At 65.8% G+C, this 24,220-nt stretch carries 19 protein-coding genes and 3 pseudogenes; 9 read left to right on the forward strand and 13 right to left on the reverse strand.

Translation table 11 applies throughout. The annotated features are described in order from the left end of the window. Positions 1-55: 55 nt before the first annotated feature. The 3 genes from mraZ to dinB all read right to left on the reverse strand — a co-directional run bounded on the left by mraZ (position 56) and on the right by dinB (position 2,673). A complete protein-coding gene (gene mraZ, locus QF050_RS16270; protein WP_018763545.1) occupies positions 56-484 on the reverse strand; it encodes a division/cell wall cluster transcriptional repressor MraZ in 429 nt (142 codons plus the stop codon). A 333-nt stretch (positions 485-817) separates the two neighbouring features. After that, complete coding sequence (locus QF050_RS16275; RefSeq protein WP_308931352.1) at positions 818-1,189, reverse strand: DUF3040 domain-containing protein; 372 nt, start codon at positions 1,187-1,189, stop codon at positions 818-820. A 251-nt stretch (positions 1,190-1,440) separates the two neighbouring features. Then, positions 1,441-2,673, reverse strand: coding sequence for a DNA polymerase IV (gene dinB, locus QF050_RS16280; RefSeq protein ID WP_308931353.1), 1,233 nt, complete (start codon positions 2,671-2,673; stop codon positions 1,441-1,443). Positions 2,674-2,778: 105 nt separating this feature from the next. On the opposite strand from dinB, the gene QF050_RS16285 reads away from it, so the two are divergent. After that, positions 2,779-3,303, forward strand: coding sequence for a hypothetical protein (locus QF050_RS16285; RefSeq protein ID WP_308931354.1), 525 nt, complete (start codon positions 2,779-2,781; stop codon positions 3,301-3,303). After that, positions 3,300-4,394, forward strand: coding sequence for a polyprenyl synthetase family protein (locus QF050_RS16290; protein ID WP_308931355.1), 1,095 nt, complete (start codon positions 3,300-3,302; stop codon positions 4,392-4,394). Before QF050_RS16285 ends, QF050_RS16290 begins: the two co-directional genes overlap by 4 nt. A 9-nt stretch (positions 4,395-4,403) precedes the next feature. On the opposite strand, the gene QF050_RS16295 is transcribed toward QF050_RS16290, so the two are convergent. Further along, complete coding sequence (locus tag QF050_RS16295) at positions 4,404-4,757, reverse strand: Rv2175c family DNA-binding protein (protein WP_026265088.1); 354 nt, start codon at positions 4,755-4,757, stop codon at positions 4,404-4,406. A gap of 248 nt (positions 4,758-5,005) precedes the next feature. On the opposite strand from QF050_RS16295, the gene QF050_RS16300 reads away from it, so the two are divergent. Next, positions 5,006-6,406, forward strand: a complete 1,401-nt coding sequence (locus QF050_RS16300; RefSeq protein WP_308931356.1) for a LysM peptidoglycan-binding domain-containing protein — start codon at positions 5,006-5,008, stop codon at positions 6,404-6,406. A 108-nt stretch (positions 6,407-6,514) separates the two neighbouring features. Further along, positions 6,515-8,608 carry a Stk1 family PASTA domain-containing Ser/Thr kinase gene (gene pknB, locus QF050_RS16305; protein WP_308931357.1) on the forward strand — a complete coding sequence of 698 codons (2,094 nt, stop codon included), beginning with the start codon at positions 6,515-6,517 and terminating at the stop codon, positions 8,606-8,608. A gap of 37 nt (positions 8,609-8,645) precedes the next feature. Here the strand turns inward: pknB and QF050_RS16310 are convergent, their stop codons facing one another. Together QF050_RS16310 and QF050_RS16315 are read right to left on the reverse strand one after the other, a co-directional pair. Beyond that, positions 8,646-10,040, reverse strand: coding sequence for a class II 3-deoxy-7-phosphoheptulonate synthase (locus tag QF050_RS16310; RefSeq protein ID WP_308931358.1), 1,395 nt, complete (start codon positions 10,038-10,040; stop codon positions 8,646-8,648). A 92-nt stretch (positions 10,041-10,132) separates the two neighbouring features. Further along, positions 10,133-10,963, reverse strand: coding sequence for a lysophospholipid acyltransferase family protein (locus QF050_RS16315; protein WP_308931359.1), 831 nt, complete (start codon positions 10,961-10,963; stop codon positions 10,133-10,135). Between the two features lie 111 nt (positions 10,964-11,074). On the opposite strand from QF050_RS16315, the gene QF050_RS16320 reads away from it, so the two are divergent. The 3 genes from QF050_RS16320 to QF050_RS16330 are packed head-to-tail and all read left to right on the forward strand — an operon-like array spanning position 11,075 to position 13,231. Continuing rightward, a complete protein-coding gene (locus QF050_RS16320) occupies positions 11,075-11,863 on the forward strand; it encodes an alpha/beta fold hydrolase (protein WP_308931360.1) in 789 nt (262 codons plus the stop codon). After that, complete coding sequence (locus QF050_RS16325) at positions 11,860-12,669, forward strand: alpha/beta fold hydrolase (protein WP_308931361.1); 810 nt, start codon at positions 11,860-11,862, stop codon at positions 12,667-12,669. Before QF050_RS16320 ends, QF050_RS16325 begins: the two co-directional genes overlap by 4 nt. Beyond that, the gene (locus tag QF050_RS16330) at positions 12,656-13,231 is read left to right on the forward strand and encodes a hypothetical protein (RefSeq protein ID WP_308931362.1); all 576 of its coding nucleotides are present in this window, start codon (positions 12,656-12,658) and stop codon (positions 13,229-13,231) included. Before QF050_RS16325 ends, QF050_RS16330 begins: the two co-directional genes overlap by 14 nt. A gap of 17 nt (positions 13,232-13,248) precedes the next feature. Here QF050_RS16330 and QF050_RS16335 read toward each other — a convergent pair whose 3' ends face one another. Then, positions 13,249-14,340 carry an ROK family glucokinase gene (locus QF050_RS16335; protein WP_308931363.1) on the reverse strand — a complete coding sequence of 364 codons (1,092 nt, stop codon included), beginning with the start codon at positions 14,338-14,340 and terminating at the stop codon, positions 13,249-13,251. A 171-nt stretch (positions 14,341-14,511) separates the two neighbouring features. On the opposite strand from QF050_RS16335, the gene QF050_RS16340 reads away from it, so the two are divergent. Continuing rightward, positions 14,512-16,320: an AMP-dependent synthetase/ligase gene (locus QF050_RS16340; protein ID WP_308931364.1), complete on the forward strand. Its 1,809-nt coding sequence runs from the start codon at positions 14,512-14,514 to the stop codon at positions 16,318-16,320. Between the two features lie 64 nt (positions 16,321-16,384). On the opposite strand, the pseudogene QF050_RS16345 reads toward QF050_RS16340, so the two are convergent. Next, positions 16,385-19,785, reverse strand: a pseudogene (locus QF050_RS16345) (pyruvate carboxylase). 302 nt (positions 19,786-20,087) lie between these two features. Between QF050_RS16345 and QF050_RS16350 the strand changes: the two are divergent. Further along, the gene (locus QF050_RS16350; protein WP_308931365.1) at positions 20,088-20,906 is read left to right on the forward strand and encodes a ParA family protein; all 819 of its coding nucleotides are present in this window, start codon (positions 20,088-20,090) and stop codon (positions 20,904-20,906) included. Positions 20,907-20,973: 67 nt separating this feature from the next. Here QF050_RS16350 and QF050_RS16355 read toward each other — a convergent pair. From QF050_RS16355 to gcvH, 5 genes and pseudogenes are all read right to left on the reverse strand, one after another. Then, a pseudogene (locus QF050_RS16355) lies at positions 20,974-21,568 on the reverse strand (MerR family transcriptional regulator). Between the two features lie 231 nt (positions 21,569-21,799). Further along, a complete protein-coding gene (locus QF050_RS16360; RefSeq protein WP_018763527.1) occupies positions 21,800-22,303 on the reverse strand; it encodes a bifunctional nuclease family protein in 504 nt (167 codons plus the stop codon). Beyond that, positions 22,303-23,020, reverse strand: a pseudogene (locus QF050_RS16365) (MerR family transcriptional regulator). The gene QF050_RS16360 and the pseudogene QF050_RS16365 overlap by 1 nt, the downstream one beginning before the upstream one ends. A 23-nt stretch (positions 23,021-23,043) precedes the next feature. After that, on the reverse strand, positions 23,044-23,520 hold the full coding sequence (locus QF050_RS16370) for an FHA domain-containing protein (RefSeq protein ID WP_308931366.1): 477 nt from the start codon (positions 23,518-23,520) through the stop codon (positions 23,044-23,046). 155 nt (positions 23,521-23,675) lie between these two features. Continuing rightward, positions 23,676-24,062, reverse strand: a complete 387-nt coding sequence (gcvH, locus tag QF050_RS16375) for a glycine cleavage system protein GcvH (protein ID WP_308931367.1) — start codon at positions 24,060-24,062, stop codon at positions 23,676-23,678. Positions 24,063-24,220: the final 158 nt, after the last annotated feature.

A 24,220-nucleotide genomic window follows, 5' to 3' on the forward strand; every position in this document is an offset into this window, starting at 1 on the left:
CCGATGGGCCGGCTGGAGATCTCGTCCAAGAAGCCACCCGCTGCCCGTTCCGGATTCAGAGAATGCCCGGAATGGGGTCGTCAGTTTCGGAGAAGGCGGTTTCCTTCTCCGCGAGGTATTCGTTCCAAGCCTGGGCGTCCCAGATCTCGGCGCGGGTACCGGCGCCGATGACGGCAAGTTCCCTTCCGAGTCCTGCATACTCCCGGAGCGCTGGTGGTATGGTCACGCGCCCCTGCTTGTCAGGTACCTCGTCCGAGGCTCCAGAGAGAAATACACGGATGTAGTCACGTGCCTGCTTGGAGGAGATTGGCGCCTCCCGCATCTGCTCGTGGACCCGTGCAAATTCCTTCTCGCTGAAGACGTAGATGCAACGTTCCTGGCCCCTTGTGAGCACCAGCCCGCTGGCAAGCTCCTCGCGGAACTTTGCGGGGAGAATGATCCGTCCCTTTTCATCCAGACGCGGCGAGTGAGTGCCCAGAAACACTGGCCCACCGCCTGTCCGCCGTCAGGAACTGCACATCCCCTGTGTTGCAACCACCCTCTTATGTCCTCCACATTACTCCACTTTCCACCACAGTCAACGCAGAACGGCCGTTTGGGCCCTCCATTTATGGGATAGGACCCTTGAATTGGCGCGGAAAATGCCCCGATGGTGGAAAGTGGAGGACTTTAACGAAAGTCCGGTTTCCACAGGACCATGAATCCGGCACTCGCCCGGTTAAACAGGAAAAGGCCCGCCGAAGCGGGCCTTTAGGTGCGTTCCCCTGCCGTCAGGGGAGCGAAATGGAGAAGCGGGGCGGCTTTCCGGAGATGCCGTTCAGGACTCTCCCCGGCGGCGCTCGTCCCAACGTTCCTCGAGGCTGCTCATGAAGGAACTCCGAGGCTTGCCGCCCTTGCCGGCGCCGGCCTTGGAGCCAGGCCTGCCGCGGGAACTGCGCATGGTGGCGAAATAGACTCCGCCGCCCATGACCACAAAGCCCAGGACGCCGACGAAGATGTTCTGGAGGGTGACGCCAACCAGCAAGAGGAAGACGCCGGCAAGCGCGCACAGGACTCCGATGACCACGTGCCTCGTGGACCATGAACGCCCGGGGTCCGAACCCATTGAGTTCGCGAACTTCGGATCGTCCTCGTGAAGCTGCTTCTCAAGCTGCTCAAGCAGCTTCTGTTCGTGCTCCGACAGCGGCATCACGACCTCCTTTTGTAGGCCAACGTCCGGGCTGATCCCAGCCACTACTTCTGACCCCTAGAACGTTTGCTGTAGCTGGAAAGTTCCCACCCGGCCGGCGGCGGCCAGGACAGGAACCTTACATGCAGTCGCGGGGGCGGGAGCATGTCCAAGAGGGTCCGGCAGTAAGTCCATTCACTCGAAAACTATGTATATCTAAGGATAGATTGTTGAGGCCTGATCTGAAAGACGGCAATGACTTCGGCGGACCCTCAGGCCGGCCCTTGTGTCCTTTCGCCGGACGGGCTGTCCGGCTCCATCAGGCGCGCTGGCAGTACGGACTTGCTGCCGAACCTGCGCGTTACTTCGTCCAGTGCCTGCTCGGCAGCCCGCCAGTTCTCATCCCTGCGGTCAATACTCAGCTGAAGCGAGGTCCGGGCTGCTTCCTCGAGCTGTTCAGCCCGGACCCCCACGAGCCGCACGGTCATGGCCCTGGTTCCGAGGGACTCCAAAAGCTGGAGTGCAACCGCGTAGATCAGCTGGGCGCTGTCCACCGGAGTCTGGACCGTCCTGCTGCGGGTGATGGTTGAGAAGTCTGCGAAGCGGAGCTTCAGGGCCACGGTCCGCGCCACCATCCCCGAGCTGCGAAGCCGCGTCGCGGTTCGGTGGGACAGCCGCAGCAGTTCCCGCCGCAGGAGCCCGTCGTCGGCCGTATCCACGGCAAACGTCTCCTCCGCTCCGATGCTCTTTTCCAGCCGTACCGGGGTCACCGGACGAGGGTCAATGCCCCAGGCAAGCTGGTGCACGTGTTCTCCGGAGGCGCCAAGGACCTTCTTCAACGAAGACACGGGGGTTGCCGCGACGTCTGCCACGGTCCTGATTCCCATGTTCGCCAAGGCCTCACCCGTCTTGGCGCCGACGCCCCAAAGCGCGCCAACCGGGAGGCTGTGGAGGTATGGAACGGTTTCGTCAGGCCCAATCATCAGGAGCCCGTCAGGCTTGCACCGGGTGGAGGCAATCTTGGCCACGAATTTGGTTTCCGCAATCCCGACCGAGGCGGTGATGCCCAGTTCCGCAGCCACCCTGCGCCGGATGAGCTCCCCTATCCCCCTGGGCGGGCCCAGCCGCCGCAGGGCGCCGGTGACGTCAAGGAAAGCCTCGTCGACACTCAGCGGCTCCACGAGCCCGGTGATCGATTCGAAAATCGCCATCAGCTCCCCGGACACCTCGTAGTAGAGCTTGTGCCGGGGTTCAATCACCACGGCTTGCGGGCACATCCGCATCGCCACGGCCATGGGCATCGCGGACTTGACGCCAAAAGTCCGGGCTTCATAGGACCCTGACAGGACCACCGAACGCTCGCCCGGGAACCCGACAATAACGGGCTTGCCGCGAAGTTCGGGACGTGTCCGGAGCTCCACCGAGACGAAGAAGGCATCCATGTCCACGTGCATGATGCACGTACGCCGGCGGCCCGGGAGGCGGGCGGCGGCTGGCTGGTTCATACCTGCGGGCCCCACGGCTGCAATCCTATCGGTTTGTAATGACCCTTCCGGAGGCTGGCTAAACTGGAGGCTGATTCCGCCAACAACACCAGGAGGAAAGTCTCTGTGACGGCTATTGGAAACTTCAAGCCAGCTGGCCTTGCCGCGCTTGCCGCCATTGGGATGCTTGCCCTTGCTGCATGCAGCCAGGCCCCATCAGGTCAGGCACAGCCTTCCCAGGCCGCTTCCATTGCCGCCACGCAGTCCACTCTCACGGCCTCGCCCAGCCCATCGGCATCCCCCAACACATCGGCAACGGTCGGCGCCGTCGTGGAAGGGTTTCCGCGGCAGCTTCTTCCCCTGATGACCGGGGCCACTGTGGTCTCCAGCAGTTTTGACAAGGCCTCCACCCCGGCAACGGCCGCGCTCGTGGGGACAGTATCGGCACCGACCAGCGCCGTCATCGACTTCTATACCAAGGCCCTCGAAGGCCAGGGGTTCAAGGCGGTGCCGGGCGATGTTGTCGGTGGTGTTGCTTCCAAGGACTTCGTCCGCGGCGACAATGAAACCGTGAACCTCTCGGTAGTGGAGGCCTCCGGCGTCTCCACGTTCACCATCGGTGCGAACGTCGCAGCTGAGTCGGCCAAGTGACGGCCGCGGAGCAGCTGAGGAATGAGCAGGCGGACTTCGTGGCGGGCGTTGCCGGCGAGCTGACCGGCTTCCTGACCGAGCGCCAGTCCATCATGTCGGGCATCTCGCCTGACATCGAGCCCATCATGGGCTCCATCTCCAACTTGGTCACCGGCGGCAAGCGCCTCCGCGCACTCATGTGCTATTGGGGCTGGCGCGGCGCAGGCGGCGAAGCCGGAGCCGGCCAGGTTGTGACGGCCGGTGCCGCACTTGAGCTGTTCCAGGCTGCGGCCCTGATCCACGACGACATTATCGACCGTTCGGACACCCGGCGGGGCGGTCCCAGTGTGCACCGGCGCTTCAGCCAGCTGCACACCGCGCAGGGCTGGGCACTGGACAGCGAACGGTTTGGCCAGGCAGCAGCCATTCTTGCCGGCGACCTTTGCCTGTCCTTCAGCGAGGAAGCGTTCACCGACATCGGAGAGCGGGCAGCCTCCGGCAGCAGGGCAAGGCTGATCTTCAACCTCATGCGCGCCGAGGTGATGGCCGGACAGTACCTGGATATCCTGGAAGAAGTGGCGGGTCCGGTCCGCGACCGTGCCGGCGCTGTCGGCAGGGCCCAGTCGATCATCCGGTTTAAGAGCGCCAAGTACTCCACCGAGCATCCGCTTGCGCTTGGCGGGGCCCTGGCTGGAGCTTCCAACGAGCTGCTCCGCGGCTATTCGGCCTTCGCCCTGCCGCTCGGCGAAGCATTCCAGCTCCGCGACGACGTGCTGGGCGTTTTCGGCGATCCGCTGACCACGGGCAAGCCGGCGGGCGATGATCTGAGGGAGGGAAAGCGCACCGTCCTGGTGGCGCTGGCCTTGGACCAGGCATCTCCCGCTGAATCGGCGTTTATCGACGCAAGGCTCGGCAGCCCCGACCTTTCGGAGGCGGACATCCTGGAAATCAGGCGGATCATCGAAGACTCCGGAGCCTTGCAGGCCACGGAAGTCCTGATCGGGGAATTCGGTGCAGCGGCATTTGATGCCCTTGATGAGCTCCCATTGGAGGATCTGCCCAAGACAGCCCTGCGGAGGCTGGCTGAAGCAACCGTCAGCCGAGCCTCCTAAAGCGGTTAATTACCAGGCGAGGGTTTGGGCCCTGCGCCTTATTTCTGTCTTGCGGCCTTCCCGCAACGCATCGATAGGGCGGCCGCGCAGTGATTCGTCGGCGGTAAAGAGCCACACAATGAGGTCTTCATCCGAGTAGCCTGCGTCGGAGAGGACCACAATGGTGCCTTTTAAGCTGTCCACTACCTGGCCGTCCTGGATGAATTCAGCGGGAACTGAACGAATCTTCCGCTCGCCAACGCGCACTGCTGCCAAGGCATGGTCATCAATCAGGCCATGGACCTTGGTAACTGAAACATCCAACAAACGGGCCACGTCGGGCAGCGGCAACCACTCGCCCACCAGGTTTTCTACATTACTCACGGACCAAGGTTGCCACGCTGCGCACCCCGTCGCCTAGTCGGGGCCATTCATTTGCCTCCCCATCCGGAGACACTCCATGAAAGTGGCCATTCCAGCCATTCCCCTGGTTGTTGTGCTATTCGCAAATTCGTGAGAGATTCACTTTCATCACAGTTGTAACACGAATAACTTAAGTCACAGTAGTATCAAGATTGACAGCGGCATCCCCGCCCGCGTCCGCGCCCGCAGTTGAGAAGAGGATTCTTTCCATGTCGATGTCCCGCTCGCCCAAGCAGCCCCCCAAGCCGAGCCTGCCGATGATTGCCGCCACCACTGCGGCACTCCCAGCCGTCGTCCTGTCATCCTTGGCCCTTGCCCAGCCCGCAACGGCAGCGCAGCCTGCACGGACCATTCCCAGCAGCCTGGCCGCGGCAATGAAGGCCCAGGCAGCTGCGCAGGCCACCGGCACGGTCATCCCCGCCTCTTCCGTCTCCACCACCGTTCCCTCGACCCTCCAGCCCGCACAGCCGGCGCCTCCCGCGGAATACACCATCGTCCGGGGCGATACCGTGAGCGCGATCGCCGGCCGCTTCGGATTGGACACAGGGGAAATCCTCAGGCTCAACAACCTCCAGCCGAACACCATCATTTACCCCGGCCAGAAGATCAAGCTCTCCGGATCAGCAGCACCGGCAGCCCCGGCCCCGGCGCCCGCAGCGCAGGCCCCTTCAGCACCGGCCGCCCCGGGCGGGGCAACCTATACGGTGAAGCCCGGGGATACCCTCGGTGCCATTGCCGCGCGGCACAACGTGGGCCTCTCTGACGTCTTTGCCTGGAACAACCTTTCGATGCGCTCCATCATCTACCCCGGCCAGAAGATCAAGGTCAGCGCCGGAGACGCCGCTCCCGCCCCTGCCGCGCCGGCACCGGCGGCTCCGGCCGCTCCTGCACCTGCCTTGGCCGTCACGTCCGCCCCGGCCACCGGCTCCTACACCATCAAGGCCGGTGACACGCTCTCGGCCATTGCATCCCGGCACGGGGTTAAGTTGTCGGACCTGCTCTCGGCGAACCAGCTGGGCATGACCACCGTCATCTACCCTGGCAGCAAACTGGTGATCCCCGGCGGCTCCGGACAGGCGAACCCGCAGCCTGCCCCCGCAGCCCCCCAGCCGGCCGCCGCACCCCTGGTTCCCAGCACCTTCCTCGGCTTCAGCTATCCGGCGGCGGTAGTGAGCTCGGCGAACGAAAACAAGGCCCTGCTCAACGCCTCCCCCGTCCCCTCGAGGGATGAAATGAAGAACATCGTGGCAGACACCGCCCGCCGGATGGGCGTGGATACGTCCCTTGCCCTGGCCTTTGCGTACCAGGAGTCAGGCTTCAACCAGCGGGCCGTATCACCGGCGAACGCGATCGGGACCATGCAGGTCATTCCCAGCTCTGGGCAGTGGGCATCAGACCTGGTGGGACGCAAGCTGAACCTGCTCGACCCCTACGACAACGCAACAGCAGGCATCGCCATCCTCCGCCAGCTGCTGGCCACCAGCAAGGACCAGGACACGGCCATCGCCGGCTACTACCAGGGCCAGTACTCGGTAAGCAAGTACGGAATGTACGACGACACCAAGGCCTACGTGGCCGCCATCAAGGCGAACCAGAAGAACTACAGCTGAGCCCCTGGGCACCACCGGCTCCGGATGAAACACCGCGGGTCCGAACCGTTACCGGTTCGGACCCGTTTCCGTTTCGGATGCCTTTTGCCACGGGATTAGGATCGTAAGGTGCAGGAACACGTGACAGACCCCCTTGCAGGGACACTGGTGGACAACCGCTATGCAGTGGCCTCCAGGCTCGCCCGCGGCGGAATGTCCACTGTCTACCTGGCCGTCGACCAAAGGCTGGACCGCGAAGTGGCGCTCAAGGTGCTCCACCCGCACCTCGCCGCCGACGAAAGCTTCCTGGGCAGGCTGGGCCGCGAAGCAAAGGCCGCCGCGCGCCTCTCCCACCCGCACGTGGTGGGTGTACTGGACCAGGGCAACGACGGCAATACCGCCTACCTCGTCATGGAGTACATCAAGGGCCATACGCTCAGGGACGTTCTCAAGGAGCGGGGCGCCCTGCCGCCGCGGCTGGCACTGGCACTGATCGATCCCGTAGTGGAGGGTCTGGGAGCCGCGCACGCAGCGGGCTTTATCCACCGGGACGTCAAGCCGGAAAATGTCCTGATCGCCGATGACGGCAGGATCAAGATTGGCGATTTCGGCCTGGCCCGTGCCGTCACCAGTTCCACCAGTACCGGTGCGCTGATCGGCACCGTTGCCTATATCTCCCCCGAACTGGTCCTGGGCCAACCGGCGGACGAGCGCAGCGATGTCTACTCCGTGGGCATCATGTTGTACGAAATGCTGACGGGCCGGCAACCGTTCGAAGGTGACGTGCCCATCCAGGTCGCCTACCAGCACGTCAACGGAACGGTCGGTCCGCCGTCAGCCCTGGTGCCCGGCCTCGCCGGGGAAGTGGATGAGCTGGTGCAATGGTGCACCGCCAATGATCCCGAAAACCGGCCGGTCGACGGCAATGCCCTGCTCCAGGAGCTGCGCCACATCCGGACCAACCTGACGGATGCCGAACTTGACCTGCAGCCCCCCGCGGCTGCCGCCGCGACTGCCCAGCACCAGACCGAGGTTCTGGCCCGCGCCAGCAATCCAACGACGCTTATGCCCCCCGCACGGCCGGCCGCCCCTGGCTATCCTCCCGGACGGCAGCCGATGCCGCAGGAGCGCACAGCCGCCGGGCCTGCGGCGGAAGCCATAATGTCCCACTCCCGGCGGGCGGACCTCGCACTGCCCGACGACGATGCGGAGGACGCCTGGGCTCCCCCACCGCCCCGGCTCAGCAAGCGGGCGCAGCGCCGAGCGGACCGGGAAGACGAAAAAGTCCGCGCGCGGGCGGCCGCCACTCCCGCGCGCACGCTCCGGGAAGGCAATCCGCGCCGTCGGGGCATCCTGTGGATTGTTGTCCTCATTATTGCCGCCCTGCTGGCTACCGGCGCCGGATGGTTTTTCGGCATGGGTCCGGGCGCTGCGGCAGCGGTGCCGGCCGTGGCCAACAAGACGGTGGCGCAGGCCCAGCAAGTGCTCAACGGGGTGGGTTTCCATTCCACCACCAGCGATGTCTTTGATGACCAGGTGCCCAGCGGCCTGGTGGTGGGCAGCGAGCCGTCCGCCGGTACCGAGATCCGCAAATTCCAGCCCGTCTCGCTGTTGGTCTCGAAGGGCCCGCAGCTCTTTCCCCTGCCGAAACTCACCGGCGGAACCCTGACGGACGCGAAGAACGCACTCAATGCGGCTGAAATGGCGTTGGGCCCGGTCAGCGAACAATTCGACGACCAGGCCGCAGCCGGCACGGTGTTATCGCAAAATCCCGCTGCCGGCACGCCCGCCCGGCACGGCACGCCCGTGGAGATGGTGGTTTCCAAGGGACCGCAGCCGATCCCCGTTCCCTCCGTGGTGGGAAAGGCCAAGGACGACGCCGCAGCCGCGATCAAAGCCGCGGGGCTCACTGCCGACACGTCACCGGATGCGGTGTTTGACAAGTCCGTTCCCGAGGGCGCCGTGGTCAGCCAGTCTCCGGCCACCGGGACGCTGACCCGCGGCGGCACGGTCACCTTGACCATTTCCAAGGGGCCAAAGATGGTGGATGTACCCAGCTTCATCGGCAAGCAGGCTACAGAAGCACGCAAGGCCCTGGAGGCGCTGGGCTTCCAGGTCCGGGTCAACAACATCCTCGGCGGCTTCTTCGGTACCGTCCGGGATCAGGAACCGGTGAACCGCAAGGTACCCGAGGGTTCCGTCATCACGATCACGGTGGTGTAGGTGGTGGCAGGCCGGCCGCGCCGGCCCGCCACCTGACCTAGTTCTTGGCGAGTGCGCCGGCTACGAGGAAGGCCATCTCCAGCGACTGCATGTGGTTCAGGCGGGGATCGCACACAGACTCGTAGCGGTCCAGGAAGGCGTCCTGGTCGATCGGGTCCGCGCCACCGAGACACTCGGCCACGTCGTCGCCGGTCATCTCCACGTGCAGCCCGCCAGGGACCGTCCCCAGCCCGTGGTGCACTTCGAAGAAGCCGCGCACTTCGTCGATGACGTCGTCGAAATTGCGCGTCTTGTAGCCGTTGGGCGACGTGACGGTGTTGCCGTGCATGGGGTCGGTGACCCACAGCACCTGGGCGCCGGAAGCGGTGACCTTCTCGACGACGGCAGGCAGCTTCTCGCGGATGTTGCCGGCACCCATGCGGGTAATGAAGGTCAGGCGCCCTGGCTCGCGGTCAGGGTCCAGCTTGTCGATCAGGCGCAGCGCGTCATCACCGGTGGTGGACGGGCCGAGCTTGACCCCGATGGGGTTGCGCACCCGCGAGAGGAAGTCGACATGGGCGTGGTCCAGTTCCCGGGTGCGCTCCCCGATCCACAGGAAGTGGGCCGAGGTGTCATAGGGGAAGCCGGTGCGGGAGTCGATGCGCGTCAGGGCGCGCTCGTAGTCCAGCAGCAGTGCCTCGTGGCTGGCGAAGAACTCCACGCGCTTGAGGGCTTCGAAGTCGGCGCCGCAGGAATCCATGAACTTGATGGCGCGGTCGATATCCCGGGCCAGCGACTCGTAGCGGGCGTGGGCCGGGTTTTCGGTGAACCCCTTGTTCCACTGGTGTACCGAGCGGAGGTCGGCAAAGCCGCCCTGTGTGAAGGCCCGGATGAGGTTCAGCGTGGAAGCGGAGGTGTGGTAGGCGCGGAGCATCCTGGCGGCGTCATGGCCGCGGGATTCGGGCGTGAACTCGTAACCGTTGACGATGTCGCCACGGTAGGCGGGCAAGGTGACGCCGTCGCGGGTTTCATCGTTTGAGGAACGGGGCTTGGCGAACTGGCCCGCCATCCGGCCCATCTTGATGACCGGCATGGCCGCCCCGTACGTGAGCACCACTGCCATCTGGAGAATGGTCTTGACGCGGGCACTGATCTTGTCCGCCGTGGCCGCCTCGAACGTTTCGGCGCAGTCGCCGCCCTGCAGCAGGAAGGCCTTGCCCTGGGCGGCAGCGGCGAGCCGCTCGCGCAGCACGTCCACTTCACCGGCGAACACCAGTGGCGGAAGGACGGAAAGTTCCTTTACCGAGGCCTCGAAAACGCCGCGGTCCTGCCAGCTGGGCTGCTGCGAGATGGGAAGGTCCCGCCAGTTGTCGAGTCCGGGATAGTTGGCCGCCCCGCTCTGGGCGGTACTGGACAGCGAAAAGGCAGGTTTTGCAGATAGCTCAGTCACCATCTAAGACTAGCGGCAGGGCGGGACCGGCAGGGCACAGCGCCGTCACTCAGCCCGGCCCCGGCGTCACAACGGCACCGGAAACCCCGGTGCCGTTACCTGGCGGCGGATGTCCCGGCGTCGTCCTCCGGTGCAGTCCTGCCTTCCGCCGGTGCCTCGGGGCCGGTACCGCTGCCGTGGACGAATTCGCCTTCGCCGGCGGCCGGTGCGGCCAATGGCTCCGCTGCCGCCCTCGGTTCTGCAGGCTTGCCGGCAAGCCGGAGCTTGACGACGGCGGCGTACTCGTCCACATACTCCTGGCCGGACAGCCGCATCAGGTTGGTCATGATCTCGTCCGTGATAAGCCGCTGCACGGTGCGGTCTTCCGCCTGGTCACGGTACTGGCTGAAGTCCAGCGGTTCGCCGAAGATCATGCCGATCCTGCGGATGTTGGGCAGCCGCTTGCCGATGGGCTGGACTTTGTCGGTGCCGATCATGGCAACAGGAATAACCGGAACGCCCGCCTGCAGCGCCAGCCGGGCCACGCCCACTTTCCCGCGGTATAACCGGGCGTCCGGGCTGCGCGTGCCCTCGGGGTAGATGCCCAGCAGGCCGCCGGAGCTGAGTACGTCCATCCCCGCATTCAGGGACGCCGCCGAGGCCGCGCCACCGGACCGGTCCATGGGCAGCTGGTTGGTCAGGCGGAAGAACGCCGCGGTCAGCCTGCCCTTGATCCCGGTTCCCGTGAAGTATTCCGATTTGGCCAGGAACACCACCGGACGGCGGACCATGAGCGGCATGAAGATCGAATCCGAGAACGACAGGTGGTTGGAGGCGATAATGGCGGCCCCCTGCACCGGGATGTTGTCCAGGCCCTTGACCCACGGCCGGAAAAGCAGCTTGATCACCGGACCGAGGAAGATCCTTTTCATGACCCAATAGAACACGTGGCGAACCTCTCCGGAAGGCGGCTTCCAGCCCCTGCGTCGGGCCTGGCCAGCGATTCAATGCAACCCTACTCTAGTGAGATTTGGCAGGAACAGTGACACGATGGAGTCATGACTGAAAGCAGCATCCCGCCCCGTCCGGCCGCTTTCAGCTATCCAGGCCACGGCCCCAATGCGCGGATTGGCATCGCCATCTGCCACGGGTTCACCGGCAGCCCCTTGAGCGTGATGCCGTGGGCACTGCACCTGGCGGACCAGGGCTACGCGGTGTCCGTTCCCTTGCTGCCCGGGCATGGAACGGATTGGCGCCAGCTCGCCCGGACGGCGTGGCAGGACTGGTACCGCAGCTACGAGGAAGCTTTCCTGGACCTTTCCGCGCGGACGGACATGACGTTTACCGCCGGCCTGTCCATGGGCGGTGCGATCGCCCTGCTCGCGGCCTCCCGCCACCACGTTTCGGGGGTCACCATCGTCAATCCGGGGCTGAGTTTCTATGACCGCCGGGTGCGCGTGATCGGCGTCCTCAAGTACTTCCAGCGGACCACGATTCCCCTCCAGGAGGACCAGACCGGGGCACCAGCCACGGACGACGGCGACTATTCGCGGACCCCGCTGGCTGCCGTGCATGAGCTCAAGAAGCTCTTTGGCGCTGCCACGCGCGGGCTGCCGAAGGTGGACGCCCCGGTCCAGGTTTTCAAATCGCGAACGGACGCAGTGGTCCCGCCAACATCCCTGGCCCTGCTGGAAAAGGGGCTGCGGGGAAATCTTGCCGAGGTCGTGGACCTTGCCAGCAGTGGACATGTGGCTACTCTGGACGTGGACGCGCCCGCGATCTTCGAAAAATCGGAAGCATTCGTCGCCGCCCACGCCCGCCGCACCAGTACCTTGGAGACGCCATGACCTCCGGCCCTGACCACAGCCCCTTCTCGAGCGCCTTCAGCGGCGAAGGTCCCCGCACCGGAATCGTCCTGTCCCATGGCTTCACGGGAAGCCCGCATGGTTTGCGGGCGTGGGCCACGGCGTTCGCCGCGGCCGGTTTCGCCGTCCGGATGCCGTTGCTTCCGGGCCACGGGACGTCGTGGCAGGACCTCTCCCGGACCCGCTGGCAGCAATGGCACGCTGCCTTGGATGAAGCTTTCCTCGAGCTGGACGCCCAGTGCGACAGGGTTTTCGCTGCCGGCCTGAGCATGGGCGGGGCCCTGGCCCTGCGGATTGCCGCGACCAGGCCGGTTGCGGGAGTGGTCCTGGTGAATCCCGGCCTGGTGGTCGATGACCCCCGCGCGCCGCTGGCGGGCATCCTGAAGCTGGTCGTGAAGAGCACCCCGTCGATTGGCAACGACATCCTCAAGGCAGGTGTGGAGGAGGGCGCCTACGCACGCACCCCGGTGGCAGCCGCCCACGAACTCAACAAGATGTTCAAGGACACCGTCCGGCTCCTCCCCCGGATCACCGCCCCCGTCCAGGTCTACCGCTCAACCGTGGACCATGTGGTGTCCGATGCCAGCATGGCCGTCCTGCGGCGCGGGCTGACGAATGCGCCACTGGACGTGGTCCGGCTGGAGAACAGTTACCACGTCGCCACCCTGGACAACGACGCGGAGCTCATCTTCGAGGGCTCGGTGGACTTCATCCGGCGGGTCCTGAACGCCGCGCCACCGGCCAGTCCCGCCACGGCAGGGCAGGAGGGCCGCAATGAACAGGCATGATCCGGGCCAGCCGGACCCGGGGGCCAGCCAGGACGACGCCGTCTGGCTGGACCTGGTGGCACGGCTCGAATCGGACACCGTGGCAACGCGCCCTGATACCCCGGCAGGCGGCCAGCTGCCACCATCCGGGACAGCACCCGGAACCCCGGAAACCCACCAGCCGCCCTCGTTCCGGGACTTTGATCCCCTGGGCCTGGCCGGGATGCCGCCTGCCGAGTTGTCGGCGGCGGAGCGCCAGGCGGCAGCCGCCGGCGGGACGGCCGCAGAGCCTGCCGGGCCCTCCGATGGCCCCCGGGATTATGAGGTGGACGACGACGACGACGGCGGTGAGTTCGTGCCCGAGGAGCCGCCCAGCCTGGCCGGTACCGATCCCCTGACCATGCTGGCGTGGCTGGGGGCCGTGGGCGCACCGGTGGCGTTGCTGTTGTCGGCAATGTTCTGGCGGTCAGCGCCACTGCTGGCCATCGTCGGAATTGTTGCCGTCTTCGTGCTCGCGACCGTGTACCTGATTATGAAGCTGCCCCAGGAAAAGAACGGGGACGACGACGGCGCGAGGGTCTAGCAAGCACGCCGGGCCGGTCAGCTGCGGACGCGGCTGCTGACCCGGGAGAGGTCCGCAGCACCGATCAGGCCCGCGTTGGGGCCGAGGGCGGCCAGCTCGATGCCCGCTTCCGGCCGGAAGCCACGGCCGGTGAGGTTCCGTGCGAACGCCTTGCGGGCCGGCTCCACCAGCAGGTCACCCGCAGAGCACAAGCCCCCGCCGATCACGAACAGGCCTGGATCCAGGGCCGCGGCCAGGTTGGCCAGTCCCAGGCCGAGCCATTCGCCCACTTCCTCGATCAGCTCGCGCGACGCACGGTCGCCTGCCAGGGCCAGTTCCGTGACGATTGCACCGGTGATGGCTTCAGGGCGGCCGCCCACCGCCGCGAGAAGGTCCTGGGCTACCGGTGAATTTGCCCGGGCGAGGAGCCGTGCCTCCCGGCCCAGGGCGTTGCCCGATGCGTACTGTTCCCAGCATCCGCGGTTGCCGCACTCGCACCGGTGGCCGCCGGGCATGATGATCTGGTGGCCGAATTCGCCGGCGACTCCGAAGCGGCCGCGTTCCACCCTGCCGTCCATCACCATCGCCCCGCCGATTCCGGTGCCCAGCGTGATGCATACCAGGCGGTCCTCCCCCTGGCCGGCGCCGAAGCGCCATTCCGCCCAGGCCGCAGCATCGGCGTCGTTGGTCAGGAGCACCGGGCGGCGAAGAAGCCGCTGCAGGTTCTCGCGGAGAGGCTCGTTGCGCCAGGCCAGATGCGGGCTGAAGAGGACGGTTCCGCCTGCCAGGTCCATCCAGCCGGCGGCACCGATGCCCACCGACCAGATGCGGTGGCCCCGGCCCAATTCCTCGACGAGTTCCACGATGACCTGCTCCACCGCCCGCGGGTCCGTTCCCGGCGTGGACCGGCGTGCCTCGCTGAGGATCCGGCCTTCGGAGTCCACAACGCCTGCGGCGACCTTGGTTCCCCCGATGTCGATCCCAATGGCCAATCCCTTGCGGCCGAGGCGGAGGTGCCCGCGGACTCCGCCGCCTTGCAGCTGTCCGGCGCGGTGGGTGACGGGACGGCGGCGCCAGGGAGCCGGTCGTCCAAGGGGGCCGGCCTGGTCGCCGGGCAACGGTCCGTACATAGTCCACCATTCTAGGCGGCCAGGGGAATTGTCTTGACATACACCGCCGCGCGCGGGGTCGATTGACGACTAAGTTACTCGCCAGTAGGTTTGTGTACTGCACGGTCCCGCCAGGGGTATTAGTCTTTAGGCAAACCCCTGCGCGGGACTTCAGATATCAAAGGAGCTACAGTGCGCGAATTCAGTGTTCCGCCCCTGGTTGTTGTCCCACCCGAATCCAACATCACCGACCTGGTGTTGCGGCAGGCAGGCAAGGCCAGCAACCCGGCACTGTTTTCACGCCTCGATGCCGCAGGCGCCTGGCAGAACGTGGCCGCCACCGAGTTCCTGGCAGATGTCAGGGCACTGGCCAAGGGCCTGATCGCCAGCGGCGTCGCTGCAGGCGAGCGCGTGGGCATCATGTCCCGCACCCGCTACGAGTGGGCCCTGGTCGACTTCTCCATCTGGTTCGCCGGGGCGGTTTCGGTCCCCATCTATGAAACATCCTCCCCGTCCCAGGTCGCCTGGAACCTCGGCGATTCTGGTGCAGTGGCCGCTTTCGGCGAATCCGCGCACCACGAGAACATCATCCGCCAGGCCGTCACGGCCGAGGGGCTCACCGACGTGCAGCACGTCTGGCAGCTCGAGGGCCACGGACTGGACGCGCTCCGGGACGCCGGCCGGGACGTCAGCGATGAAGAACTCGAAGCGCGCCGCAGCGCAGCGAACCTTGGCGACGTCGCCACCATCATCTACACCTCCGGAACCACGGGACGGCCCAAGGGCTGCGAGCTGACGCACGGAAACTTCGTGGAGCTCTCGGACAACGCCCTGGCCATCATCGGCGACATCGTCCATGAGAACGCCAAGACCATCATGTTCCTGCCGATGGCCCACGTGTTCGCCCGGTTCATCTCGGTGCTGGCGATGGCCGCAGGTACCACCGTGGCCCACACCCCCGACATCAAAAACCTCCTCGGTGACCTGCAGAGCTACGAGCCCACCTTCATCCTGGCGGTGCCGAGGGTCTTCGAGAAGGTCTACAACTCTGCACTGACCAAGGCCGAGGACGGCGGAAAGGGCGCCATCTTCCACCGGGCGGCAGAAACCGCCATCGCATTTTCCAAAGCCCGCCAGGACGGCCGGGTGGGGCTGGGCCTGAAGCTGCGCCACGCGGTGTTCGACAAACTGGTCTATGGCAAGTTGCGGGCGGCGATGGGCGGACACGTTGCGCACGCCGTGTCCGGCGGCGGCCCCCTGGGCGAACGGCTGGGGCACTTCTTCCAAGGCATCGGACTGCAGGTGCTCGAGGGATACGGCCTCACGGAGACCACTGCTCCCATCACGGTCAACACGCCGTCCCGGATCAAGATCGGATCGGTGGGCAAGCCGCTGCCGGGCAACGCGGTCAAGATCGCCGACGACGGCGAGATCCTGGCCAAGGGGGTCTGCGTCATGCGGGGCTACTACCGGCGGGACGACCTCACCGCCGAGGCGTTCACGGATGGCTGGTTCCACACCGGAGACATCGGCCGGCTGGACGAGGAAGGCTTCGTCTGGATTACGGGCCGGAAGAAGGAGATCATCGTCACCGCCGGGGGCAAGAACGTCATCCCGGCGCTGCTTGAAGACCAGATCCGGGCAGACGCCCTGGTGTCGCAGGTCCTGGTGGTGGGCGACAACAGGCCCTTCATCGGGGCCCTCGTGACGCTCGATCAGGAGGCCCTGCCGGGTTGGCTGCAGCGCCACGGACTGCCGGCAGGCACCACCCTGGAGCAGGCAGCCGGGAACCCAGTGGTCAAAGCGGCCGTCCAGGACCTGATCACCGCAGCAAACACGTCGGTTTCCCAGGCCGAGGCCATCAAGTCCTTCCGCATCGTCCCGGCAGACTTCACCGAGGCATCCGGGCACCTGACCCCCTCCATGAAGGTGAAGCGGGCGCAGGTGATGAAGGACTTCGAAACCGTCATCGAAGAGATGTACTCGGCGCCGCGTTCCTGAATTTCCAGAACGGCGAAAGGGTCCTTCACCGAGGTGAAGGACCCTTTCGTTGTCGTGGAGGCTGTTACTGCTCTATGACCAGCAGCAGGTCTCCGCCCTGGACCTGCTCCACGGCCGAGATGGCGAGGCGGGAAACCTTGCCGCCCACCGGCGTCGTAATGGACGCTTCCATCTTCATGGCCTCGATGGTTGCCACGGTGTCTCCGGCGTTGACCGTCTCGCCCGGCTTGACCGTGACGGTGACGGCGCCCGCGAAGGGTGCGGCCACGTGGCCCGGCTGGGCGGGATCGGCTTTTTCTGCGGCCTTGACGTTGCTCACCACTGAACGGTCGCGGACCACGACGGGCCGGGACTGGCCGTTGAGGGTGCACATGACGGTGCGCATGCCCTTCTCGTCCGGCTCCGAGACGGCTTCCAGGGAGGCGATGAGCCGGACACCGCGTTCCAGCTGGATTTCGTGCTCGGTACCCTGCTGGAGCCCGTAGAGGTAGTCACGGGTATCCAGCACGGAGATGTTGCCGTAGGTGTCCACGCTCTTCAGGTAGTCCTTGGTGGGTCCGTCGAAGAGCAGCCGGTTCAGCGTGTGCTGGCGGGTCTTCGAATCGGACTTCAGGGCTGAGCTGTCCTCGGCGCTGAGCTCGGCGTCGCGGACCTTAACGCTCCTGCCCTGCAGGGCCTTGGTGCGGAAGGGCTCAGGCCAGCCTCCGGGAGGATCACCGAGCTCGCCGGACAGGAAGCCGATGACGGAGTCGGGGATGTCGTAGTTCTGCGGGTTTGCTTCGAAGTCCGCGGGATCGGCGTTGAGGCCTACCAGGTGCAGGGCGAGATCGCCCACCACCTTGGACGACGGCGTCACCTTCACCAGGTGGCCAAGGATCCGGTCTGCGGCCGTGTACATGTCCTCGATCGCTTCGAACCGCTCCCCCAAGCCCAGGGCCATGGCCTGCTGCCGGAGGTTGGACAACTGGCCGCCCGGGATTTCGTGCTTGTACACCCGGCCGGTGGGGCCGGGCAGGCCGGACTCGAACGGCGCGTAGACGCGCCGGACCGCTTCCCAGTACGGTTCCAGCGAGCTGACGGCGTCCAGGCTGATGCCGGTGTCACGCGGCGTGTGGGCCAGGGCTGCGACAAGGGCCGACGCCGAGGGCTGGCTGGTGGTGCCGGCCAGCGATGCCGCAGCGACGTCCACGGCGTCAACTCCGGCGTCGACTGCGGCGAGCAGGGTGGCCAGCTGGCCACCTGCGGTGTCGTGCGTGTGCAGGTGGACGGGCAGGTCGAAGCGTTCCCGGAGGGCGGCAACGAGTTTTGCCGCCGCCGCGGGGCGCAGCAGGCCCGCCATGTCCTTGATGGCCAGGATGTGGGCTCCGGCGTCGACGATCTTGCGCGCCAGCTCCAGGTAGTAATCCAGGGTGTAGAGCTTCTCTTCCGGGTCCAGCATGTCGCCGGTGTAGCAAAGCGCCACCTCGGCCACGGCGGTGCCCGTGGCGCGGACCGCCCGGATGGCCGGGGCCATCTGGCTGACATCGTTCAGGGCGTCAAAGATACGGAAGATGTCGATGCCGGTGGCGGCGGCCTCGTTGACGAAAGCCTCCGTCACTTCTTCGGGGTAGGGCGTGTAGCCAACGGTGTTACGGCCCCGCAGGAGCATCTGGATGCACACGTTCGGCATCGCCTTGCGCAGTGCCGCCAGCCGGTCCCAGGGGTCCTCGCCCAGGAAGCGGAGGGCGACGTCGTAGGTTGCCCCGCCCCAGGCCTCGACGGACAACAGCTGCGGGAGAAGCGCTGTGACGGCCGGCCCGGCGGCGACCAGGTCGCGGGTGCGGACACGGGTGGCCAGCAGTGACTGGTGCGCGTCGCGGAACGTGGTGTCCGTGACGGCGACGGCGGTCTGCTCGCGCAGTGCCTTGGCGAAGCCCTCCGGGCCCAGCTCCAGGAGCTTCTGGCGCGACCCCGGTCCCGTCTCCTTGCCCTTGACGTCCGGCAGCTTGTCGGCGGGATTGGAGTGCACGGTCAGCTCACCGTTGGGCTTGTTGACAGTGACGTCGGCCAGCCAGAGGTGAGGAGCTTGGTGCCGCGGTCGGCCGAAACACGGGCCTTGAGCAGCTCGGGGCGCTGGTCGATGAAGTTGGTGGCGACATCGCCTGCAATGAAATCCGGGTCATCCAGGACAGCCTGGAGGAAGGGGATGTTTGTGGAAACACCGCGGATGCGGAACTCGGCCAGGGCACGGCGGGCACGGGCCACTGCTGCCGGGTAGTCGCGGCCGCGGCAGGTGAGCTTGACCAGCATGGAGTCAAAGTGCGGGCTGATCTCGGCACCGGAGTAGACCGTGCCGCCGTCGAGCCGAACCCCGGCGCCGCCGGCCGAGCGGTAGCCGGTGATCTTGCCGACGTCGGGCCGGAACCCGTTGGCGGGATCCTCGGTGGTGATGCGGCTCTGCAAAGCTGCGCCGCGCAGCTTGACGGTGTCCTGGGAAAGCCCAAGGTCGGCCAAGGTCTCACCGGAGGCAATCCGCATCTGGGCCTGGACCAGGTCCACGTCCGTGACTTCCTCGGTGACGGTGTGCTCCACCTGGATGCGCGGGTTCATTTCGATGAAGACGTGCTGGCCTGCCCGCTCGCCCTCGGTATCCACGAGGAATTCGACCGTGCCGGCGTTGACGTAGTTCAGGGCCTTGGCGAACTTCACTGCGTCCCGGTACAGGGCCTGCCGGATTCCCTCATCGAGGTTGGGGGCGGGAGCGATCTCGATGACCTTCTGGTGCCGCCGCTGGATGGAGCAGTCACGCTCGAAAAGGTGCATGACGTTGCCCTCGGCGTCGGCGAGGATCTGCACTTCGATGTGGCGCGGGCGCAGGACGGCCTGCTCCAGGAACATGGTGGGGTCACCGAACGCCGCATCTGCCTCGCGCATGGCGGACTTCAGGGCATCGGGCAGGGCTTCGCGGGTATCCACCCGGCGCATTCCGCGCCCGCCGCCGCCCGCCACAGCCTTGGCGAAGATGGGAAAGCCAATCTCGTCTGCGGCGGCCAGCAGCTCGTCCAGGTCCTTGGAAGGCTCGCTGGATTTGAGCACGGGCACACCGGCCTGGCGGGCAGCCTTCAGGGCGGCCACCTTGTTGCCGGCCAGCTCCAGCACTTCCGCGGGCGGACCGACAAAGGTGATGCCGGCTTCCTTCGCCGCACGGGCAAGCTCAGGGTTTTCGGAAAGGAAGCCGTAGCCCGGGTAGATGGCGTCAGCGCCGGATTCCTTCGCAACCCGGACCACCTCTGCCACGTCCAGGTACGCCCGGACCGGGTGCCCTTCCTCGCCGATCAGGTAGGCCTCGTCCGCTTTCTGGCGGTGGATCGAATTTCGATCCTCCTGCGGAAAAACGGCAACGGTCTTGGCGCCCAGCTCGTAGCCGGCGCGGAAGGCCCTGATCGCGATTTCACCGCGGTTGGCCACCAGAACTTTGGAAAACATACTTCTCCTGCATCATTGCGGGGTGGATCGATGAGTGGTCACAGTGTCTAGGACCTACAAGGACAAACACAAATCTTTGTGGCCACCATCACAGATTTCCCCGTCATGTCCCGAACGCTTTCAGCCTGGCTGGCGGAAACCGCCCCGGCAGCATAGTCGGTGCCATGCCGACGCCCGATAAAGCAGGATTCGCCGACGCATCAACATATGATGAGTAGGGCGGCAGGACCGTCCGGCTTCGGCTCTGCCGAGGCAAACATTACCCCCAACACGGCATCCGGCGTTAGGTTTTGGTCTCTCAAGTGCAAGTAGTCAGCATCAGCAGCCTTAAGGGTGGAGTCGGCAAGACTTCCGTCACCACAGGATTGGCGTCTGCGGCGCTTGCCGCCGGAGTGCGCACGCTGGTGGTGGACCTGGATCCGCACGCCGACGCCACCACCGCTTTGGGTGTCCAGCCCGCAGACCAGCTTGATATCGGCCGGATGCTGAAGAGCCCCCGCCGGGCGAAACTGGCCGAGAATGTGGTGCGAAGCAGTTGGGCGGACCGTACGCCCGCCAATGGTTCCGGGCCCGCTGTCCTGGACGTCGCCGTCGGCTCCGCCTACAGCGGTATCTACGACCGACCGGACCTTGGCCGCCGCGACCTCCGCAGGCTTTCCGCTGTACTCGCCGGCGCCGAGGACTACCAGCTGGTCCTGATCGATTGCCCACCGTCCCTCAACGGCCTGACACGGATCGCGTGGGCAGCCAGCGACAAGGTTGCCCTCGTCGCCGAGCCGGGCCTGTTCTCGGTGGCCGGCACCGAGCGCACCATGCGGGCCATCCAGCTGTTCCGGCAGGAGTTCGCACCCAACCTTTCGCCTGCAGGCATCGTGGCCAACCGGGTCCGCACGGGCTCCTCCGAGCACACTTACCGGCTGGCGGAGATGGAGTCCATGTTCGGTGAGCTCCTGCTGAGCCCGCGGATCCCGGAACAGGCCAACTGGCAGCAGATCCAGGGCGCGGCCCACCCCGTCCACCACTGGCCCGGTGATTCGGCCAAGTACGCAGCCGGGTTGTTTGACGACCTCCTGGCCAACCTTATGGCCGCCGGCAGCAGCCTGCGCAGCCGCACCCGCTAGGAACCCGTTCCAACGAGTAAGGGCCACCCTCCGTCCGGAGGGTGGCCCTTACTCGTTGGAACTTGTGTCAGCTGATCTTCCGCGCTGCACGCCGCTTGCTCAGTTCGTCGTCGGGAAACGATTGTTCGGCAGCATGTTCGCTGGGCAGCGAGGCGAGGCTGCCTTCCACTTCCCGCCAGACACGGCCCACGGCGATGCCGAAGACGCCTTGGCCGCCCTGGACGAGGTCGATGACCTCATCCGCGGACGTGCACTCGTAAACGCTGGCGCCGTCGCTCATGAGCGTAATCTGGGCCAGGTCCTCCACGCCGCGTTCCCGGAGGTGTTCGACGGCGGTCCGAATCTGTTGGAGGGACACCCCGGTGTCCAGGAGCCGCTTGACGACCTTGAGGACCAGGATGTCGCGGAAGCCGTACAGCCGCTGCGAACCGGAACCGGCGGCGCCGCGGACGGCGGGCTCCACCAACCGCGGTCCGTGCCCAGTAGTCGAGCTGCCGGTAGGTGATGCCTGCGGCCTTGCAGGCCGTGGGGCCGCGGTAGCCAGCGTCCTCGTCCAGTACCGGAAGGTCCTCGGTGAACAGGAGGCCCTGGGCACCGCTCACGGGCACAGCAACACCGGCCGTGGGCTGTTTCAGCCCGCCTGCTTCGCCTTTGGGACTCACCTGGATCCTCCTTGTCGTACGCTCCCAGGAACTCTTTAAGGCAGCTTCGGCATGAAGACCATGCGTGTAATTGTCGCGGGGCGCACTTTCCAGTGTGACTTGCGCGGCTGCCGTAAGCAAGGGAACTTGATACTTCGACGTTAGGCCCGGCAGGTCCCGAGGTCAAAGACGTTGAGGGGTTGGAAGAGGCGTGTCGAAACTTTCAGCCTCAACTTTAACCTTAACGTGACCTTAGCCGTCGAAATCCTCAGGCTCCACGTCGTCAAGGAACTCACGGAAGCGGCGCATTTCGCGCTCTTCATCGACCGTGGGCCCGGGCTCGGTGTCCTCCCCCTCGTCGTGCTCGGTGATGCGGACACCTGCCTCGTCCATGACCGAATCGGCGCACCAGATCCGGCACTTGGCACGGAGCGCGATGGCCAGGGCGTCGGAAGCCCGGGAGCTGACGGTGGTTCCGTTCTCGAACTGCAGTTGGCCGTAGAAAATGTTGTCCTCCACGGCCACGATGTTGACGCTGACCACGGAGTGCCCCAGCGACTCCACTACATCCACGAGGAGGTCGTGGGTCATGGGCCGGGGCGGGACGACGCCCTGCTGGGCAAGGGCAATGGCACTGGCCTCAGGCGTGCCGATCCAGATGGGGACGTGGCGTTCGCCGTGCATCTCCTTGAGCAGGACCAGCGGCTGGTTGGACGGCAGTTCGATGCGAACGCCTACGATCTCTACTTCAATCATCAGATGTCCATGCGTGAGATATGGTCTTGCACCAGGGCCCGGTGCAGGGTGAGGCAAAGATCGCTGATTTCGCGGGCCGCTTCGGCGGCCCGTGCCTGCGATGCCGGGTCCTTGCGCGAGGCAAGCGGCGCGACAGCCCTTTCCACCAGGCCAAACTCCCTCTCCGCCGCCGCCTGGAAAGGACGCAGGTGGCGGGGCTCCAGCCCATGGCTTTCCAGCTGCACGCACGCGCGGGCAACATGGAGGGCATGCTCATCGAACTGGCCGTTGCTGTGGCTGATGAGGCCGAAGCTCAGGAGCGACTGCAACAGGGGGACGCTGGCTCCGGATTCGGTCCGGAGCTGTTCCTCGCTCAGTTTCCGGCCGCGGTTCTGCAGTTCGGCCGCAAGTTCGTCCGAGACGATGCGCGGGGACACCACGACGCCGGGCGGCAGGTTCTCCGGCCGCTCTCCCCTGTCGATCGCGTCAAGGTAGTCCTTGATGACTTTCAGGGGCAGGTACTGGTCGCGCTGCAGGGCCAGCACGAAGCGCAGCCGCTCGACATCGCCGTCGGAATACTGGCGGTAGCGCGGCCGGCGTGCGGCGTGGATTGATCAGCCCCTTTTCCTCAAGGAACCGGATCTTCGACGCCGTCATACCCGGGAAGTCGGCGCTGAGCTGGGCGAGGACTTCGCCGATGTTCAGGACCTGGGGGCCCCGGCGTTCCGGTTGTGCCATTGCCACAGGCAGTGGTCCCCGGTTCAGCTGCGGCCTGCAGCCGTGGCAGGGCTCAGGTAGAAGGTGAGGCGGAACTTGCCGATCTGGACTTCGCTGCCGGACTTGAGCTCAACGCTGTCCACCCGGTCGTGGTTGACGTAGGTGCCGTTGAGGCTGTTCTTGTCCACGACTTCGAAACTGCGCGCGGTGCGCCGGAATTCGACGTGCCGGCGCGAGACCGTGACGTCGTCCAGGAAGATATCCGCATCCGGATGGCGGCCGGCTGTGGTCACGTCCGAATCCAGCAGGAACCGGGCACCGGCGTTCGGGCCGCTGTGGGCCACCAGCAGCGCGGAACCGGCAGGCAGGGCCTCCACGGAGTTGCGCTCGTCCGAGGAAAGCCTCGGGGCGATGGTGGGTTCATCGGTGACGGGGGTGAGATGGATTGAGGTGGTCTCCGACGCCTTAGCCGCACCCGTGCCGTAATCCCCATCGGCAGGGTTGTGTCTGTGGCCAGCCATGGATTCCTCCTCTTTGACGTGCAGGGCGTTGCCCGCAACCAACGATTGCTCTCCGGCCCTGCCCGGCAGGTCCGGCACCGGCTCCCGATCCGGCCACTGACGTGCGAAGACGTCCTGCCTGCGACGCGGGGCCGGACCGGAATAACCGGTTAGCTTTAGCCTACCTGTTGTTCGTACTCCGATGCACTGAGCAGCGACTCAACGGCGTCAGGTTCGGCCAGTTTGACCTCGATGAGCCAGCCGTCGCCGTACGGATCGGTGTTGATCAAGGCCGAATCGGTGTCCAGCGAATCGTTGCGCGCCACGACCTCGCCGGAAACGGGTGCGTAGATGTCGCTCACGCTCTTGGTGGATTCGACCTCGCCCACCACTTCGTTTGCCGTAATCTTCGTGCCGGCTTCGGGCATCTGGGCGTAGACGACATCGCCGAGCGCGTCCTGGGCAAAATCGGTGATTCCCACGCGGACAACGCCGTCAGCATTGGGGGCAGTAACCCACTCATGTTCGGCGGTGTAGGACAGGTCTTCGGGAATGTTGCTCATGGGGGGCCTTTCATCGGGGTGCGCGCCAAGGTCACAAGGGGCCCGGAAATCGGGCCGCCGCTGAAAGTATAGGCATAAGTGCCGGGGCGGGCACCGGCGTTTCTGACAAGATGGGACCCATGAGTGCAAGCACTGGTGCAGCATCCCTGCGGCGGGGC

The organism is Arthrobacter sp. SLBN-112 (assembly GCF_030944625.1).
Lineage (GTDB): Bacteria > Actinomycetota > Actinomycetes > Actinomycetales > Micrococcaceae > Arthrobacter.

What these genes read in the sequence shown, in the direction of transcription:
- QF050_RS16275 (WP_308931352.1), bottom strand. Translation starts at nt 1,189, where the DNA reads ATGCCGCTGTCGGAGCACGAACAGAAGCTGCTTGAGCAGCTTGAGAAG.
- dinB (WP_308931353.1), bottom strand. Translation starts at nt 2,673, where the DNA reads ATGAACCAGCCAGCCGCCGCCCGCCTCCCGGGCCGCCGGCGTACGTGC.
- QF050_RS16300 (WP_308931356.1), top strand. Translation starts at nt 5,006, where the DNA reads ATGTCGATGTCCCGCTCGCCCAAGCAGCCCCCCAAGCCGAGCCTGCCG.
- QF050_RS16310 (WP_308931358.1), bottom strand. Translation starts at nt 10,040, where the DNA reads ATGGTGACTGAGCTATCTGCAAAACCTGCCTTTTCGCTGTCCAGTACC.
- QF050_RS16320 (WP_308931360.1), top strand. Translation starts at nt 11,075, where the DNA reads ATGACTGAAAGCAGCATCCCGCCCCGTCCGGCCGCTTTCAGCTATCCA.
- QF050_RS16325 (WP_308931361.1), top strand. Translation starts at nt 11,860, where the DNA reads ATGACCTCCGGCCCTGACCACAGCCCCTTCTCGAGCGCCTTCAGCGGC.
- QF050_RS16330 (WP_308931362.1), top strand. Translation starts at nt 12,656, where the DNA reads ATGAACAGGCATGATCCGGGCCAGCCGGACCCGGGGGCCAGCCAGGAC.
- QF050_RS16335 (WP_308931363.1), bottom strand. Translation starts at nt 14,340, where the DNA reads ATGTACGGACCGTTGCCCGGCGACCAGGCCGGCCCCCTTGGACGACCG.
- QF050_RS16360 (WP_018763527.1), bottom strand. Translation starts at nt 22,303, where the DNA reads ATGATTGAAGTAGAGATCGTAGGCGTTCGCATCGAACTGCCGTCCAAC.
- QF050_RS16370 (WP_308931366.1), bottom strand. Translation starts at nt 23,520, where the DNA reads ATGGCTGGCCACAGACACAACCCTGCCGATGGGGATTACGGCACGGGT.
- gcvH (WP_308931367.1), bottom strand. Translation starts at nt 24,062, where the DNA reads ATGAGCAACATTCCCGAAGACCTGTCCTACACCGCCGAACATGAGTGG.